The sequence below is a fragment of the Pseudomonas sp. Xaverov 83 genome (genome assembly GCF_019352905.1).
Classification (GTDB): Bacteria; Pseudomonadota; Gammaproteobacteria; order Pseudomonadales; family Pseudomonadaceae; genus Aquipseudomonas; species Aquipseudomonas yamanorum.
The window spans coordinates 32,502-48,647 of sequence record NZ_JAAAFU010000097.1; the positions used below are offsets into that span (position 1 = coordinate 32,502).

17 protein-coding genes are annotated in these 16,146 nt (G+C 62.0%); 8 read left to right on the plus strand and 9 right to left on the minus strand.

What is annotated here, in order from left to right:
- Entirely contained in the window at nt 1-735 is a 735-nt protein-coding gene (locus tag K0H47_RS30275; protein ID WP_219274145.1) for a CPBP family intramembrane glutamic endopeptidase, read from the plus strand.
- A 6-nt stretch (nt 736-741) separates the two neighbouring features.
- On the opposite strand, the gene K0H47_RS30280 is transcribed toward K0H47_RS30275, so the two are convergent.
- Entirely contained in the window at nt 742-1,161 is a 420-nt protein-coding gene (locus tag K0H47_RS30280) for a hypothetical protein (protein WP_257626782.1), read from the minus strand.
- A 123-nt stretch (nt 1,162-1,284) separates the two neighbouring features.
- Nucleotides 1,285-2,088, minus strand: coding sequence for a helix-turn-helix domain-containing protein (locus K0H47_RS30285; RefSeq protein WP_242488302.1), 804 nt, complete (start codon nt 2,086-2,088; stop codon nt 1,285-1,287).
- 116 nt (nt 2,089-2,204) lie between these two features.
- Between K0H47_RS30285 and K0H47_RS30290 the strand changes: the two genes are divergently transcribed.
- A complete protein-coding gene (locus tag K0H47_RS30290) occupies nt 2,205-2,522 on the plus strand; it encodes a DUF2834 domain-containing protein (protein ID WP_219274147.1) in 318 nt (105 codons plus the stop codon).
- Nucleotides 2,522-2,944: an MAPEG family protein gene (locus K0H47_RS30295; RefSeq protein WP_093209496.1), complete on the plus strand. Its 423-nt coding sequence runs from the start codon at nt 2,522-2,524 to the stop codon at nt 2,942-2,944. Before K0H47_RS30290 ends, K0H47_RS30295 begins: the two co-directional genes overlap by 1 nt.
- On the opposite strand, the gene K0H47_RS30300 is transcribed toward K0H47_RS30295, so the two are convergent.
- From K0H47_RS30300 to K0H47_RS30310, 3 genes are read right to left on the minus strand one after another with little or no spacing between them, the layout of a single operon-like run.
- Nucleotides 2,934-3,857 (minus strand): sugar ABC transporter substrate-binding protein, encoded by a 924-nt coding sequence (locus tag K0H47_RS30300; RefSeq protein ID WP_008436286.1) that lies wholly within the window; start codon nt 3,855-3,857, stop codon nt 2,934-2,936. The two genes, K0H47_RS30295 and K0H47_RS30300, sit on opposite strands and share 11 nt — an antisense overlap.
- Nucleotides 3,858-3,904: 47 nt before the next feature.
- On the minus strand, nt 3,905-5,047 hold the full coding sequence (locus K0H47_RS30305) for a phytanoyl-CoA dioxygenase family protein (RefSeq protein WP_093209499.1): 1,143 nt from the start codon (nt 5,045-5,047) through the stop codon (nt 3,905-3,907).
- A complete protein-coding gene (locus tag K0H47_RS30310; protein ID WP_063029668.1) occupies nt 5,047-5,892 on the minus strand; it encodes an SDR family oxidoreductase in 846 nt (281 codons plus the stop codon). The genes K0H47_RS30305 and K0H47_RS30310 overlap by 1 nt, the downstream gene beginning before the upstream one ends.
- A gap of 123 nt (nt 5,893-6,015) precedes the next feature.
- Here K0H47_RS30310 and K0H47_RS30315 point away from each other — a divergent pair, with 123 nt between their 5' ends.
- Both K0H47_RS30315 and iolG read left to right on the plus strand, forming a co-directional pair.
- Nucleotides 6,016-7,041, plus strand: coding sequence for a LacI family DNA-binding transcriptional regulator (locus K0H47_RS30315; protein WP_177026109.1), 1,026 nt, complete (start codon nt 6,016-6,018; stop codon nt 7,039-7,041).
- Between the two features lie 36 nt (nt 7,042-7,077).
- Entirely contained in the window at nt 7,078-8,082 is a 1,005-nt protein-coding gene (gene iolG / locus K0H47_RS30320; protein WP_093209504.1) for an inositol 2-dehydrogenase, read from the plus strand.
- Between the two features lie 42 nt (nt 8,083-8,124).
- Here the strand turns inward: iolG and K0H47_RS30325 are convergent, their stop codons facing one another.
- Both K0H47_RS30325 and K0H47_RS30330 read right to left on the minus strand, forming a co-directional pair.
- Nucleotides 8,125-9,291 carry a cystathionine gamma-synthase gene (locus tag K0H47_RS30325; protein WP_219274149.1) on the minus strand — a complete coding sequence of 389 codons (1,167 nt, stop codon included), beginning with the start codon at nt 9,289-9,291 and terminating at the stop codon, nt 8,125-8,127.
- Nucleotides 9,288-10,664, minus strand: coding sequence for a cystathionine beta-synthase (locus K0H47_RS30330; protein ID WP_063029676.1), 1,377 nt, complete (start codon nt 10,662-10,664; stop codon nt 9,288-9,290). Before K0H47_RS30330 ends, K0H47_RS30325 begins: the two co-directional genes overlap by 4 nt.
- Nucleotides 10,665-10,928: 264 nt before the next feature.
- Between K0H47_RS30330 and atzF the strand changes: the two genes are divergently transcribed.
- A complete protein-coding gene (gene atzF / locus K0H47_RS30335; protein ID WP_219274150.1) occupies nt 10,929-12,728 on the plus strand; it encodes an allophanate hydrolase in 1,800 nt (599 codons plus the stop codon).
- Nucleotides 12,729-12,730: 2 nt separating this feature from the next.
- Nucleotides 12,731-13,417 carry a GntR family transcriptional regulator gene (locus K0H47_RS30340; RefSeq protein WP_201141988.1) on the plus strand — a complete coding sequence of 229 codons (687 nt, stop codon included), beginning with the start codon at nt 12,731-12,733 and terminating at the stop codon, nt 13,415-13,417.
- Between the two features lie 17 nt (nt 13,418-13,434).
- Here the strand turns inward: K0H47_RS30340 and dapA are convergent, their stop codons facing one another.
- Together dapA and K0H47_RS30350 are read right to left on the minus strand one after the other, a co-directional pair.
- Nucleotides 13,435-14,298, minus strand: coding sequence for a 4-hydroxy-tetrahydrodipicolinate synthase (dapA, locus tag K0H47_RS30345; RefSeq protein WP_219274152.1), 864 nt, complete (start codon nt 14,296-14,298; stop codon nt 13,435-13,437).
- A gap of 292 nt (nt 14,299-14,590) precedes the next feature.
- Nucleotides 14,591-15,559: an alpha/beta hydrolase gene (locus K0H47_RS30350; protein ID WP_219274154.1), complete on the minus strand. Its 969-nt coding sequence runs from the start codon at nt 15,557-15,559 to the stop codon at nt 14,591-14,593.
- A 106-nt stretch (nt 15,560-15,665) separates the two neighbouring features.
- Between K0H47_RS30350 and K0H47_RS30355 the strand changes: the two genes are divergently transcribed.
- The gene (locus K0H47_RS30355; protein ID WP_219274156.1) at nt 15,666-16,145 is read left to right on the plus strand and encodes a VOC family protein; all 480 of its coding nucleotides are present in this window, start codon (nt 15,666-15,668) and stop codon (nt 16,143-16,145) included.
- Nucleotide 16,146: the final 1 nt, after the last annotated feature.

Below are 16,146 nucleotides of genomic sequence, written 5' to 3' on the forward strand. Positions count from 1 at the left end.
GTGATTGCCGACGCTTTTACAGTGCTGATTCACTATGGGATTTATCTGCTGCCAGGGCTGATCCTGTTCGGCCTGTGGTTCGGCCTCACGCCAAAAACATTGCCGGGCGTGCGCATCGTTATTCTGCTGTTGGCCTTCGTGCTGATGCGCGATGCGATGACGCCGTTGGGCATTTGGTCGCTGAGCCGCGAGGTGCAGATCCAGTTCACGGCCAATCCCTTCGTGCTGGCGGCGCTGGGCGGCTTATCCCTTGGGCTGATCGCACTGCTCGCGCGCCTGGCCCCGGAGTTATGGCAACTGACGGTGCTGTTCAAGGGCAATCGCGCTGTGGGCCTGGCAGTGGGGTTGGTGGCCGGCAGTTTGATTGGCCTGCCATTGCGCCTGTATCAAGGCATCGAACCGGCGGCAATCCCGGCTTACTGGACCTGGCTGATGGGCATGCTGGTGCTTGCCTACTGCGCCAATGCGCTGGAAGAGGTGTTGTTTCGCGGCGTCCTGCAGGGCTATCTCGAACAGCACGTTAGGCCGCTGCGTGCGGCGTTGCTCAGCGGGCTGGCGTTCGCCGCGTGCCATTCATTTTTGGCCCTGAGCGTGACGCAACTGGGCTGGCCGGTGCTGGCCTTTACCCTGATTGAAGGCGTGGTCTGCGGGCTGGTGCGGATGCGCTACGGTGTGGTGGCGGCGACGGCCACCCATGGCACGGCGATCCTGCTGATTGCCGTGCCGATGGTGTGAGTCGTCTCAGGCCTGTACATCCACGCCGATGTGGGCCTGGAGCCAGTCCTTGTAGACCGCGATGTTATCGGTCGACTGGTCGCCATTTTTCGCGGTGACGGTCTTGCCGTCCAGGCGCCCGATATCGAGCAGGTACTGAAGACCGTTGGCCACATGGGTGGCGTCGCTTTTGCTGAGTGACTGAACATCGGGCAGTTCGACGGCGTTGCTTTTATCGTCGAAGGTCGCCCAAGAAGGGTTGGCCCTGGCGGTGGCAACGGTTTGCGCGGTCGAGCGCACTTGCTCCTGATAGCTGGCTTCCAGCTTGGCCTTGATCTCGGGCGTGGCGTTGGTGACTTCAATCCTGCCGGCCCGCAGGGTGCCGTTTTCCATGGACTGGGTCAGGCTCTTCTGGGCCAGTGCGATGAGGCTGGTGCTTCCGATCATGATGCTGCTCCCTGGTTGGTAGCAGAGGCAGAGCAAGAGTCAGGCCATGTGCTGCAAGGCCAGTGCTGCGGGGCCGCTGGGCAGGGGAGTGGTCAGGGGTTGCCGGATCCGGCAAGGCATTGCCTATTTCGACCGCTCATACGCCGCGGTCATCACCTGCCACGTCTGCGCATCCGCCGGAATCAAATGCTCAATGCGCAACGACGTCACCGTGATGTCCTGGGGCATGCCGAAGGTGGTGAAGGTCGACATGAAGTTCAGCTCACCTTCACGGGAGTTGACGCGTGTCAGCACCAGTGGCGGTGGTTCATTGACCAAGGCTTCGGTACTTTGCGGGGCCGGCAGGCTGTCCAGAAGCCTGGCAAGTTCGGGGTTGCCCAACGCCTCGCGCGTCGCCCGTTGCCAGGCGATGGTGCGGATTTCTTCAGCGTTGATCAAATGATCACCCAGGCCGCCAGGCTGTAGCAGGGTGACCAGCAAATTCAATCCATCAGCCGCCTCCGGTTTGATCCCCACCAGCTCGAACAGCACCTGGGTACTGGCGTTGGCGGCGAGCACTTCCCAATGGCTGCCCAGCACGATCGCCGGCGCAGGATTGTTCGCGTGGAGCACATGGCTGATCGCCTCGCGAATGGCCTCCATGGAGGGCGAGGAGAGCGGGGTTGCCTCATAACGCGGGGCGAAGCCGGCGGCGAGGAACACGCTGTTGCATTGCTCCAGCGGAACCTCCAGCGCCATCAGCAAATTATGCAAGGTGCCCGGGCTCGGCTTGGCGCGCCCGGTCTCGATGCAGCTCAGGTGGCGTTGGGAAACCCCGGTGATCAGCGCCAGTTCCAGCTGGCTCAGTCTGGCGTGCCGACGCAGCACGCGCAGTTGCGTGCCGGCGGTAGTGTCGGGGTTGGCGCGGGGGAAAGGTTGGCTGCTCATGGGTTGACTCTGGCCGTGCGGGTCGGTGGTGTCGATGACCTTTGAGGTCATTGAGAGGGAGAGGACGTTATCACTAATGTGCAGCTTTCCGAATCGTTGTCTCCAAGGAGGAGAGCATGCGCAGACCCTGGATTGCCCTGGCCGGGTTGTTGGCTTTTGCCCTGTACACATTGATCACGATGTTGATCGCCGATCAATCGCTCATGGCGTTCGGGCTTGAATTGGTGTCGAGGCCGGACACTGCCCAGGTGGTGATTGACTTGTATCTGATGGCGGCCTTGGCCTGTGTGTGGATGTACCGGGATGCGCGGGCCAGGGGCAAATCCCTGGCGTCGGTGTTGCCCTATTTACTGGTAACGGCGGTTTTCGTATCCATCGGTCCGCTGCTGTATATCGTGGTCAACGGGTTCCGCGAACCTTCAGGGGGCCAGTGATGGAGGTTTATGCGCTGTGCGTGCTGGTGCTGTTCCTGAAGATGTTGGCGATCTCCTGCTACCAAGGCTTCTTTCGGCTCAGATACCGTGCATTCACTAACCACGAGGATGCAGCTTTCTTCCATCGCGATGCGAATCCCCAGGAGTTACCGCAAGTCTCCCGGGCCGAAAAGGCTTGGGCCAATGATCTGGAAAATATTCCGTTGTTCTTCATTTTGGGTGGCCTGTGCCTGGCGATGGAAACGCCAGGCACCGCTACCGCGGGGTTGTTCTGTCTGTTCACCGCTGCCCGTGTGATGCATACGGTGATGTATCTGAGCGGCCGCCAGCCCTGGCGCACCCTCGCTTATGGAGTGGGAGTGCTCTGTTTGTCGGGGCTGGCCGGTCTGCTTGGCGCTGGGCTGATAACAATCAAGGGGTGAGAAAGGCCTGATAGTTGTCCTTGGTGATCTGTTGATAGGGAATGGTCAGCTCCGCCGTGTAGGGCTGCTTTCTGATCATCTTTAGCGCCAGGTCAATCGAGCCGACGGCCTGGCCCTTGTTGTCCTGATAGGCCGTGACTACCAATAGATCTTTTTTGATCGCATCCAGGCCGGCGGGTCCGCCGTCGCTGCCGCCCACCAGGATGTCCTTGCCAGGGTGCATACCGGCCTGGGTAATCGCCATCGCGGCACCGATAGCCATTTCATCGGCATTGGCCGCCACGGCGTCGATTTTCTTGCCCGAGACGATCCAGTTGTTCATCAGGTCCATGGCCTTGCTGCGCTGCCAGTCGGCGCTTTGTTCTTCGACGATATGGATGTTGGGGTAATCCTTCAGTACGTTTTTCACGCCCTGTGTGCGGTTGTGGGTGGCGTTGTTAGAGAGCAAGCCGAGCATGATTGCGAGGTTGCCCTTGCCGTTCATTTTTTCCGCGAGGTAGCGCATCTGAATCTCGCCCGCTTTGATCTCGTCCGAGCCGACATAACCCACCCCGGCCGGTAAGCCGGGGATGTCCGGGCGACGGTTGACGTACACCAGCGGGATACCCGCCTGCTGGGCATTCACAGTCATTTTCTGGGTAGCGGCGGTGTCGACCGCGTTGACGATAATCGCGTCCATGCCTTGGGCAGAAAAGCTCTGCACCTGGTTCAGTTGGCGCACCACATCGCCTTGGGCGTCTTCGAATTGCAGGGTCACGTCGGTGAGGTCCCTGGCGTGGGCCGCCATGTAGTCACGCATCTGGGCGAGGAACACATCGTCCACCTGGGCGATGCTGACGCCGATGCGTGTCTCGGCGAGGGCGAGCGGGGTAACGATGAGGGTCAGGAGCAAGGTCAGCAGCTGTTTTTTCATGGTTTCAGTCCGTTTTTTGTTGTTTTGGAAGACGTTGAAAACATTCCTCAGCCTTGGCGTTTGGCGCGTAGTTGCGCAACGTGTTCGGCAAAGGTCTCGTAGGGCCAGCGTTCGTTCAGTGCCTGCAACATCAGTTGCTGCCCGGTTTGCGGAGCCAGGCCCTGTAAGGGTGGGTCGGTATCCAGATTGGTGGGAAAGGAATAGCCATCGGCGGTGCAGGCGATCACCGCGTGCAGCGCCTCGTCATCCATGACGTTGTCCGCCAGGCGCTCCAACAGGCAAGGGTAGAGCGCCAGCATCATCCGGTCGCGGTCCACAGCCTCCATCGTTTTGCCGAACGCCGAGGAGATTTGCAGCAGGTTGGCCATGCGCTGGCGGTCCGGTGTGCGATTGGTGCCAGCGGCGTGAAACAGGGCCGGGTTGAAGAACAGCAGGTCACCTTTGTTCAGCGGCAATTGCACTGCATGCTGCTGGAAGTACTCGATGAATTCAGTGCGCCTCCAGGCCAGGTAGCCCAGCGGGTATTGCTGGGAAAACGGCAGCAGTTGGGTCGGGCCGGTTTCCAGGGGCATGTCGCTATGGGCCACGGCCCCTTGCAGCGTGAGGTATTGGGACAGCGTGTGCAGGGGCAACGGAAAGCGCTCCACCACGTCGATGGTCTGGAATCCCAGGTGATAATCACGGTGCGGTTGCTGGGCTTGGCCACCGGGGTGCACCACGTTGACCTGGGCCGTGACTTGGTAGCCTGGGCCGAGCCAGGCTTGTGCGATCAACCCCAGCAGTGGGTTGGCGTAATATTCGACAAAGGATGCCGGTGACTGTAGTGCCGCCTTCTGTAATGAGTTCCAGATACGTCCGTTACTGCCGGCCTTGGCGAAGTGGTCGGCGGCCACACCTTGCGCAGCCTCTTGGGCAAAGATCGCTTCGAATACCTGGCTGTGACGGTCGACCACGTCCAGGTCGGCGTAGCCCTGGCGCACCACCATCACTCCCGGCCCCTGGCTGAACAGGCGATGCAGTTCGTCTAGCACGGCGTGATGATCGCCGTTGCGCAGTGCCTGGGCTTGATAGATCGGGATGTTGCTGCACACTTCGGCGCAGTGCGGGTAGTCCTCGGCAGCCGCCTGCTGGGCACAGATCGAGTGAAAATCTTCCAGTTGCACTGCGTCGGCGCTGACAAAGGCAGGCATCACGCACCCTCCACCAGGCTCAGGGCCTGATCGGGGCGTGGGGTGCCGCCGTCGCCACAGCCGATGACGCCTTGCTCCAGGTCGATCACCGTGCCGGTCATCATTCCCGACTCGCGTGACAATAGAAATGCCACGCTCTGGGCCACCTCTTCAGGTTTGAGCAGGCGGCCGAAGGGCTGCGCGGCTTCGGCGGCCTCCAACCAGCCATCCCCGGCACCGTGGTAGTGCCGCTGGATTTCATCCTCGTGAGGTGTGTCCATCCAGCCGATGTTCAAGCCGTTGACCCGAATCCGGTTGCGCAGGGCGCTGAACGCTACGTTTTTGGTCAGAATCGCGAGAGCGCCCTTGGACGCCGCGTAGGCACTCAAGAACGATTGCCCGCCGTGGCCGGTGACACTCTGGATATTGACCACTGCACCTTCAACCCTCTGGCTGATCATCAGCTTCAAGGCTTCCTGCATCAGGAAAAACGGCGCCCTCACATTGACCGCAAACAGTCGGTCAAACAGTTCGGGGGAGGTGTCGAGAATGGTGCCGCGATCCGACATCCCGGCGCAGTTGATCAGCCCGTGGAGGGTGCCGAAGTGGGCACGGGCCGCCTCGATCACGGCGCGGCAGTCGCCGATCTGTTCCAGGTCCGCCTGGACAAACACCGCGCGGCAATCGAGCGCTGCCAACTGCCGTACTTGCTCCTGGCCCTGGTCCGGGCGGCGTCCGCAGATGATCAGGCCGGCAGCACCGCGCCGCGCGAGGGTATGGGCGACGGCAGCACCCAACCCCTGGGTGCTGCCGGTGACGACAAAGTATTGGCCTTTGAAGGTATGGCTGAGGTCGGTTGAAGGCATCGGGGTCTCCTGGGTTTTTGTTGTTTTGAAGGCCGGGCTCGACGCCGGGCAAAACTGAGACTAGCATTGCGGTCACCTCAACGAGTCTCAAAAAGACCTCAAAAAAACCTCAGGCTCAACGGCATGCTCGAACGCGCTAAACACTTTTCCATTAAGCAACTGGCCACCCAGGCGGGCGTCAGCAAGGCGACGGTCGATCGCGTCTTGCATGAGCGCGGCAGCGTGCACGCCCAAACCCGGCGGCGTATCGAACAGGCTCTGGATGAGCTGGAATCCCAGGAAAAAAATGGCTTGGCAGTAGGCCGGACCTTTCATGTCGATGTGATCATGCACACGCCCAAGCGCTTCAGTGCGGCGGTGCAGGCCGCCATCACCGCCCAACTGGGCAGCCTGGCACCGTTTCGTATCGCCCCGCGGTTTCATTTGTTCGAAGAAATCGAGCCTCAGGCGATGCACGACCAATTGCTGCGCTGCCTCGAGACCGGCAGCCAGGGTGTGGTGCTCAAGGCCGCGGACGAGCCGGCGGTGAATCTGGCGGTCAAGCACCTGGCGGCCGCAGGTATTCCGGTGGTGACCCTGGTCACCGATCTGCCCCACAGCGAGCGCATCGGCTACGTAGGCATGGATAACCGCACCGCCGGACAAACCGCCGCGTACCTTCTGTCCCGCTGGCTGTCACCCCAACCCCAGGAAGTGGCGGTGGTGATTGGCAGTGAATTGTTCCGGGGCGAGGAAGAACGCGAAATGGGTTTTCGCATGTGGCTGCGCGGCCGTGCGACGCACCTGCGGGTACTGGATATCAGCGGTGGGTACGGCGTGTATGACCGAACGTTTGCCCGGGTCACCGATGCGTTGAAGCAGCATCCCGAACTGAAGGCGGTGTACAGCGTCGGCGGTGGCAACCGCGCAATTGTCGACGCCTTCGCAGCTCTGGATCGCCCGTTGGACGTGTTTATTGCTCACGACCTCGACGAAGAGAATCGCCAGCTGTTGGCTGAAGAAAAAGTCGCCGCGATTATCGATCACAACCTGCAGATCGATGCGCGCCATGTGTTCCTGCACATCCTGCAATTTCATCGGCTGTGGAAGGCTGGGCCGATTGCGCCGTCACAGGTACAGATCGTCACACCGTTCAACCTGCCGGACTGAATCTCCAAACCCAATAACAATCCCAGGAGTTCGACCATGCTACGTATCGCTGTCCTTGGTGCAGGGCGCATCGCCAACATTCACGCGGCCAATGTCGCGGCCCATCCTGATGCCACTCTGGTGGTGGTCGCCGACCCCTGGCGGGAGGGCGTCGATGGCTTGGCTGCGCAGCTGGGTTGCGAGGCGGCCTATGACTGCGCAGCAGTGCTAAGTCGGGACGATATCGACGCGGTGGTGATTGGCACACCCACCGACACTCATATCGATTTGCTGCTGGCGGCCGTGTCCCAGGGCAAGGCCGTGCTGTGCGAGAAGCCCATTGACCTGAATTTCGCCAAGGCGCGGGCGGCGGCGCAAGCTGTGGAGCGCGAGGGCGGCAAAGTAATGCTGGGCTTCAACCGCCGCTTCGATCCCGACACGCTGCGCCTGCGCCAGGCCATCGACGCGGGGCAAATTGGTGCTGTGCGGCAGGTGATCATCACCAGCCGTGACCCGGGGTTGGCGCCACGGGATTACCTGGCACATTCCGGCGGCATCCTGCGGGACATGACCATTCATGACTTCGACATGGCGCGGCACCTGCTGGGTGAAGAGCCCATCGAAGTCAGCGCGATAGCCAGCCGGCTGGTAGACCCGAGCCTGGCGCAGATTGACGACTTCGACAGCGTGATGGTGCTACTGCGCACCGCATCCGGGAAACAGTGCCATATCAACTGCTGTCGGGAGGCGGTCTACGGGTATGACCAGCGACTTGAGGTGTCCGGGGCCAATGGGGTGTTGCTCACGGATAACCATCGCCCCAGCACCTTGCGCCATTGGAACCACGAGCACACCGAGGCGTTGGAGCCGTTGCAGCATTTCTTCCTGGAACGTTATGCGGAGGCCTACCGCAATGAGTTGGGGCAGTTTATCCAGGCGCTGAGCGCGGGGCGCGCGCTGCCCACCAACATGCGCGATGGGCTGTATGCGTTGCACTTGGCGGACTGTGCGCTGGAGTCCATCAAGACCGGGCGAATGGTAGAGGTCAATTACGCTATTTAAAGTGTTGCCGGAGCGGGCATGCTCGCTCCGGCAGTTTGCGCGTTAGATTTTTGCCAACGCCTGCGCCAGATCCGCCCGCAGGTCTTCCACGTCCTCAACCCCCACCGATAACCGCACCAACCCATCACCAATTCCCAGCTGTGCCCGGGTCGCTGCCGGGATGCTCGCATGGGTCATGATCGCCGGGTGCTCAATCAAACTTTCGACGCCCCCCAGACTTTCAGCCAACGCAAAGATCTTCACGTTTTCCAGGAAGCGTGTGGCGCCCGCCAGGTCGCTTTTCAGGTCTACCGAAATCATCCCGCCAAACCCACGCATCTGCCGGCGTGCCAGCTCATGCTGCGGGTGTGATGCCAGGCCTGGGTAATAAACCCGCGCCACTTGCGGCTGTTGCTCCAGCCATGTCGCCAGCTCCAGCGCATTGCTGCAATGGCGCTCCATGCGCAACGCCAATGTCTTCACCCCACGCAGGGTCAGGAACGCATCAAACGGTCCGGCAATCGCACCCACGGAGTTTTGCAGGAAGCCCACGCGTTCGGCCAGTTCAGGATTCTGGCCCACCACCGCAATGCCGCCGATCACATCCGAGTGGCCGTTGAGGTACTTGGTGGTGGAGTGCACCACGATGTCGAAACCCAACTCCAGCGGGCGCTGGATCCATGGGCTGGCGAAGGTGTTGTCTGCTACGCAGATGATGCCCCGGGCCTTGCAGATGCGGGAGATGGCGCTGAGGTCGGTCAGGCTCAGCAGCGGGTTGCTCGGGGTTTCGACCCAGACCATCCGGGTGTCGTCCTGCAACGCGGCTTCGAAAGCCGACAGGTCGGTCAGGTCGACGAAGCTGAAGCGATGCCCGGCGCTGCGTTGGCGCACTTTGTCGAAGAGACGGAAGGTGCCGCCGTACAAGTCATTGCCGGAGACCACGTGGGAACCGGCGTCGAGCAGCTCCAGCACGGTGGAAATCGCCGCCAGCCCCGAGGCAAACGCGAAGGCCTGGGTGCCGCTTTCCAGGTCGGCCACGCAGCGTTCCAGGGCGAAGCGCGTCGGGTTGTGGGAGCGCCCGTAGTCGAATCCTTTGTGAACGCCGGGGCTTTCCTGCAGGTAGGTGGAGTTGGCGTAGATCGGCGGCATCAGCGCCCCGGTGGTCGGGTCCGGGGATTGCCCGGCATGGATCACGCGGGTGGCGAAGGCGCTTTTATCGTGCTGGGTCATGCAAGGGATCTCCGTAAGTGATTGAGCAGGTCGACGCGGGTGATCAGGCCGTAAAAGCCCGAGGCGTCGGCAATGATTGCCACCAGTCCGCGATCCAGTTCGGCCTGCAATTGCGCAAGGCTGGCGCTGGGCGCAAGGGTGTGAAGAGCATTGGTCATGGCGCTGGCCACGGTCATGGAAAAATGCGCGGCGTTCTGATGCAGGCCGAGCAATACGTCCGACTCGTCGAGCACCCCCACCAGTTTTTGGCCGTCCACCAGCACCGGTAATTGCGACACGTCCGCCAGGCGCATGCGCTGGAAGGCGGTGAGCAGGCTGTCGTCGGGGCCGACGCTGATCACCCGGCCGTCCTCGAAACGGCGGGCGATCAGGTCCCGCAGGTCGCCGTAGTGTTTGTATTGGAGCAGGCCGGCATCGTTCATCCATTGGTCGTTGTAGACCTTGGACAGGTAGCGCGTGCCGGTGTCGCAGACGAAGGTGACGACGCGCTTGGGCTCGGTCTGTTCGCGGCAATAGCGCAGGGCGGCGGCGAGCAGGGTACCGGTGGAAGAGCCGCCGAGAATGCCTTCGGCCCGCAGCAGCTGGCGGGCGTGGTCGAAGCTTTCTTCGTCGCTGATGGAGTAGGCGTGGCGCACGCTGGAGAGGTCGGCGATGGAGGGGATGAAGTCTTCACCGATGCCTTCCACGGCCCACGAGCCGGGTTCGATCATGGTGCCGCTGCGGCTGTATTCAGCCATCACCGAACCGACCGGGTCGGCCAGCACCATGGCCAGGTCGGGTTGTACGCGCTTGAAGAAACGGGTCAGGCCGGTGAGGGTGCCGGCCGAGCCGACGCCGACCACGATGGCGTCGAGGTCATGCTGGGTCTGGGCCCAGATTTCCGGCGCAGTGCTGGTTTCGTGGGCCAGGGGATTGGCCGGGTTGTTGAACTGGTCGGCGAAGAACGAATCGGGAATGTCCTTGGCCAGCCGCGCCGCCACATCCTGGTAATACTCGGGGTGGCCCTTGCCGACATCCGAGCGGGTGATGTGCACCTCGGCGCCCATGGCTTTCAGGTGCAAGACTTTCTCGGTGGACATCTTGTCCGGCACCACCAACACCACCCGGTAACCTTTGGCGCGGCCCACCAGCGCCAGGCCGAGGCCGGTATTGCCGGCGGTGGCTTCGATAATGGTGCCACCGGGGCGCAGGCGGCCGTCGCGTTCGGCGGCGTCGATCATGGCCAGGCCGATGCGGTCCTTGATGGAGCCGCCGGGGTTCTGGGATTCAAGCTTGAGGAACAGCGTGCACGGGCCGGTATCGAAGCGGCTGACCCGCACCAGCGGGGTGTTGCCGATCAGTTCGAGCACGGCGGGGCGGGAAGCGGTGGGCATGTCGTCACCTGCTACGGAAAGGGCGTATGGGATGGACAGCAGCGTCTACAGCATGGTTTCGAACATAGGCCGGTATCGACCCGCTCGCAACCGGGCGGCCGCCTGAATGTCTTTTTTTGGCGCATTGCTGCTTCATCACGGAGCACGGTTGAGGGCGGCCAATCCGCCGGTTTTCTGCCAGCGCCACGTATTCATTGGCTTGCAGCTGATTGGCCCAGCGATTGCTAAAAGAAATCCAAACTTGGATACAAGATGGAATCCTCAATGCGCAACGAACAACTTGGCTGGACCCTTGGCGAATGGCAGGCCGCTTACCGCAGCCAGGCGCTGACCCCCGACATCCTGTTGACCCTGGCGGGCACGCTTCCCGCCGAGGACAACGCCTGGATCAGCCGGGTACAACCGCAGCAGTTGCGTGACCAGTTGGCGCAACTGGCCGAGCGGTTTGCGGCGGTCGACGGCGATATCGACCAGTTGCCGTTGTATGGCGTGCCGTTTGCCATCAAGGACAACATCGATGCGGCAGGTTGGGAGACCACGGCGGCGTGTCCTGAGTTTGCCTATACGGCCAAGGCGGATGCATCAGTGGTGGCCCGGCTGCGGGCGGCCGGGGCGATCTTGATGGGCAAGACCAACCTGGATCAGTTCGCCACTGGCCTGGTGGGTACACGCTCGCCCTACGGCGCGGTAGGTAACAGCTTCAACCCGGACTATGTCAGCGGCGGTTCCAGCTCGGGCTCTGCGTCGGTGGTTGCCCGTGGCCTGGTAGCGTTCTCCCTGGGCACCGACACCGCCGGCTCCGGGCGGGTACCGGCGGGCTTCAACAATATCGTCGGGCTGAAACCGACCAAGGGTCGACTGTCCAACACCGGGTTGGTGCCGGCCTGTCGCACCGTGGACTGTATTTCGGTGTTTGCGCTGACCGTTGAAGATGCCGAGACGGTTGCGGGCGTCGCTGCGGCTTACGACGGGAGCGACGCTTATTCACGCATCAATCCCAACACCGCGCCGGTAGCGGTGGGGGCCACGTTCAAACTGGCGGTGCCGGCCAGCCTGGAGTTTTTTGGCGACGCACAGAACCAGGCCGTGTTCGAACAAGCGCTGCTCAGGTTTCGATCCCTCGGGGCCGAGATCACGGCGGTGGATTTCAGCCCGTTCCAGCAACTCGCCGAGCAGCTCTATTACGGCTCCTGGGTTGCGGAGCGCACGGTGGCATTGGAAGGCATGCTCGCCAGCAACGCCGAAGCGATCAACCCGGTGGTGCGTGGCATCGTTGAAAACGGCCACAAGTACAGCGCCTGCGATGCCTATAAAGCCGAATACCTGCGCGCCGAACTGAGCCGCCGCATCAACGACACCCTGGCCGGTTTCGACGCCTTGCTGGTGCCGACCTCGCCGACGATTCGTACCCTGGCGGAAATGGCCTTGGAACCGGTGCTCTACAACTCGCAGTTTGGTTTCTACACCAACTTCACCAACCTGGCCGATCTCTCGGCACTGGCCGTGCCCGCCGGGCTGCGCAGCGATGGCCTGCCGTGCGGCATCACCCTGATTGCGCCTGCCTGGCACGACGCCGCCCTGGCGCATCTGGGTAAGCGTTGGCAGGCCGGCCTCGATCTGTCGCTGGGAGCTACCGAACGCAATCTGCCGCAACCGGCACCCGCGCGGCAGGTTCCGGGCAGCGTACGGGTGGCGGTGGTGGGCGCGCACCTCACCGGGATGCCGCTGAATTTCCAACTGACCAGCCGCAACGCCGTGCTGGTGGAGCAAACCCTGACGGCGAGCCACTACCGCTTGCATGCGCTGCCTGGCACGGTTCCGCCCAAGCCGGGGCTGGCCAAGGATGATTCGGGCCGCTCGATCATCGTTGAACTGTGGGACATGCCGATCGCCCGCTTTGGCGAGTTCGTCGCGGAGATTCCGGCGCCGCTGGGTATCGGCAACCTGACCCTGGCGGACGGGCGCAGTGTGAAAGGGTTTATCTGCGAGCCCTGGGCCCTGGCAGGCGCCACCGACATCACCGAATTCGGTGGCTGGCGCGCCTACATGGCGAGCAGGAAATAGCCATGCAGCTCTCAACCACGAGAAAGCCCAGCGAACGGCCGGATAGCCTGGCGGAACGGGTCTACCAGCAGTTGAAGGACGACATCTTCGACTTTCGTTTGTTGCCGGGTGATCGCTTCAGTGAAGGTGACGTGGCCGAGCGCATGCAGGCCAGCCGCACGCCGGTGCGCCAGGCGCTGTATCGTCTGGAGCGGGAAGGGTACCTGGAGGTGTTCTTCAGGAGCGGCTGGCAGGTGCGGCCGTTCGACTTCAACTATTTCGAAGAGCTTTACGACGTTCGGATCGTGCTGGAGTTGGCCGCCGTCAATCGCTTGTGTGGCATGGCGGAGCAGGGGCTTGAAGGGCTTGGGGCGATTTGGCAGGTCGACGAAAGTGCGCGGCTGGATGACGCCCAGCTCGTTTCGGCGCTGGATGAGGCGTTCCACTGCGGGCTGGTGCAGGCCACGGGCAATGCTGAAATGGCGCGCATGCATTACGAGATTACCGAGAAAATCCGCATCATTCGGCGGCTGGATTTCACTCAGCAAGCGCGTATTGCAGCGACCTATGAGGAGCACGGAAGCATCCTCGATGCGATCTTGCAACGGCAAAGCGATCAGGCGCAGCAACTGCTCAAGACTCACATTGAGGTGAGCAAGCAGGAGGTGCGCAAGATCACGTTGCATCGGTTGGCGGTGGCGAGAGGATAAGCAGCCCTCGCCACAGGTTATTCCCGCGCGGCTAATACGTGTTGCAACCGGCTTTTCAGCGCCTCACTCGCCCTCAACATCGGCGCCCGCAACTCACTGCCGATCAACCCTTCCATCGCCAGCGCCGCCTTCACCGGCGCGGGGTTGGGCTCCACGAACATCGTGTGGATCAACGGGAGCAAGCCGAAAAACGTCTCACGAGCCGCCATCAATTGGTTATCCCGAACCTGCCGATGCAGCGCCACAAAATCCTCGGTCCGCACATGCGCCGACGCGGCAATCGCACCGGTCGCGCCCAGGCACAGAGCGTTGAATATCTGCACATCCTCACCACACAACACATCAACCTTCACACTGGCCAACAACGCGAGGGTGTTGGCCAGGTTGCCGCCGCAATCCTTGATCGCGACGATTCGTTCATGGGCAACGATGTTCAGCAGCGTCGCCTGTTCGAAGGCAATACCGGTGCGATAGGGGATGTCATACAGAATGATCGGCACGCTGGACGCATCGGCCACGGTGCGGAAGAACGCCTCGAGGCCCGCCTGGGAGGGGCGGATGTAGCTCGGCGGCGGCACCAGCAAACCGGCCACCGGGCGCTTCAGGATTTCGGCCTGGAACTGCAACAGCTCAATCTGGTTATACCCCGCCAGGCCCATCACCACCTGCTGCGGCGGTACGAGTTCCAGTACGGCATCCAGCATCGCCAACTGCTCATGGCGGCTCAGTGCCGCGGCTTCGCCCGTGGTGGTGCAGACCATGATCCCGGCCACGCCTTTTTCCAGCAGATGGCAGACCAGGCGGCGCAAGCCGATGAAGTCTATGGTGCCGTTATGAAACGGTGTAACGACGGGAACCCAGATACCTTGAAACGATGACATGCGCTTTCTCCTGATGGTTGACCGATTTCGTCACCGTCAGGAGGGCAGAGGGAAGTAAGCAAGAGGAGGGGGCCTTCGCGCTCAATGTCCTGTCAGCTCATCTGACGGGACAGCGCGCCCCGGTCACATGAGCGACTGTTTCTTCGATTTGAGGGCGTGCGCAACGCAACCTTGCGCCTTGGCAATCAAGCCAATGACGGAAAAGTTGAAGGTCGTTGCAGACATTGAGGACACACCCTGAAGAATGCGCCCATCTTTATGGATTATTACAGGGTGTGTCAACTCACAGCGATCAGGCGCGGTTCAGCCAGTGGCGCACGAAACGTACCTGTTCCGCCGACAGTTCTGCGTCTTCCGGCGCGCCCATGAAACCGCCGTGGGGCATTGCTTCAAAAATATGCAGATCCACCGGCACCTCGGCCCGTCGCAGTGCGCGATGCAGGCGCACAGCGTTGGAGAGGAACAGATCGCGGGTGCCGCTTTGCACGAACGTCGGCGGGAAGCCCGCAGCGAAATCTCCAAACAGAGGCGACAGGTACGGATGAGACAAGTCCGCGCCAGCGGCGTACAGCAGGTTGGTGCTCATCAGCGGGTTGGGCAACACCACGTCGACGGTGCGGTTGACCTGGAAACTGTCGCCCGATTCGGTCAGGTCCACTTCGGGGGACAGCAATACCAGCGCGGCCGGCAGCGGCAAGCCTTCGTCGCGGGCCCGCAGCACCGTGGCGGCGGCAAGGTTGCCCCCGGCCGAGCGGCCGCCGATCACGATCTTGTCCGGGGTGTGATGCGCCAGTACGTGCCGGTAGGTGGCCATGCAGTCATCGAGTGCCGCCGGGTATGGGTGGTCAGGCGGCATGCGGTAGTCCACGCCGTAGCAGGTCACGTTGTGCAGGTCAGCGTGTTTGCCGGCGGCGAGGCGGGCGTTTTCGCCGCCGCCGAACACCAGCGCGCCGCCGTGCAGGTCGATATAGGCGAACTCCGCCCCGTATGACGGTGTCGCCCGGTACACGGTGGCGTCTTCCACGGTGAATGTCTCAACGTGTTCTGCCGTCTGTCCCACCTGTGACGCTGCGTACTGTTGGGCGACTGCGGCTTGCATGCGTCGCCAGCCATCGTGGTCATCGGCGGCGGGCAGGGTGTACAGGCTGTTCAGCGGTACGCCCTCGTCATTCACCGCGCGACGCAACATCGCCTGGGCCTCGGGGCTGATGGATTGCGGGACGGGGACTGTTCGCGGGTCAATCCTTACACCGTTACTCATTATCTGCACCGTTGGGGTTAAAGCGGGGGCGTGTCAGGACGCGAACGCATTCTTGTCGGTAGCGGTACTACACTGCAAGTCCGAACCTCCACGCTGGAGAACACTCATGCTCAGCAAAAACACGGTGTGCCTTTGGTACGACGGCCGCGCATTGGACGCTGCCAACTTCTACGCCAAGACCTTCCCGAACAGCGCAGTGACCGCAGTCCATCATGCGCCCGGTGATTATCCCGCCGGCAAACAGGGCGATGTCCTGACCGTGGAGTTCACGGTCATGGGTATTCCTTGCCTGGGGCTGAACGGCGGCTCTGGCGTGCAGCACAACGAGGCGTTCTCGTTTCAGGTGGCCACCGACGACCAGGCGGAAACCGACCGCTTGTGGCACGCAATTGTCAGCCATGGCGGCCAGGAAAATGTCTGCGGCTGGTGTCAGGATAAATGGGGCGTGCGTTGGCAGATTACCCCGAGGGTGCTGAGCGCGGCGATCACTAATCCCGACCCTGCAGCAGCCAAGCGGGCGTTTGACGCGATGATGGGAATGACCAAGATTGATGTCGCGGGGATTGAGGCGGCGCTTAAAGGTTGAC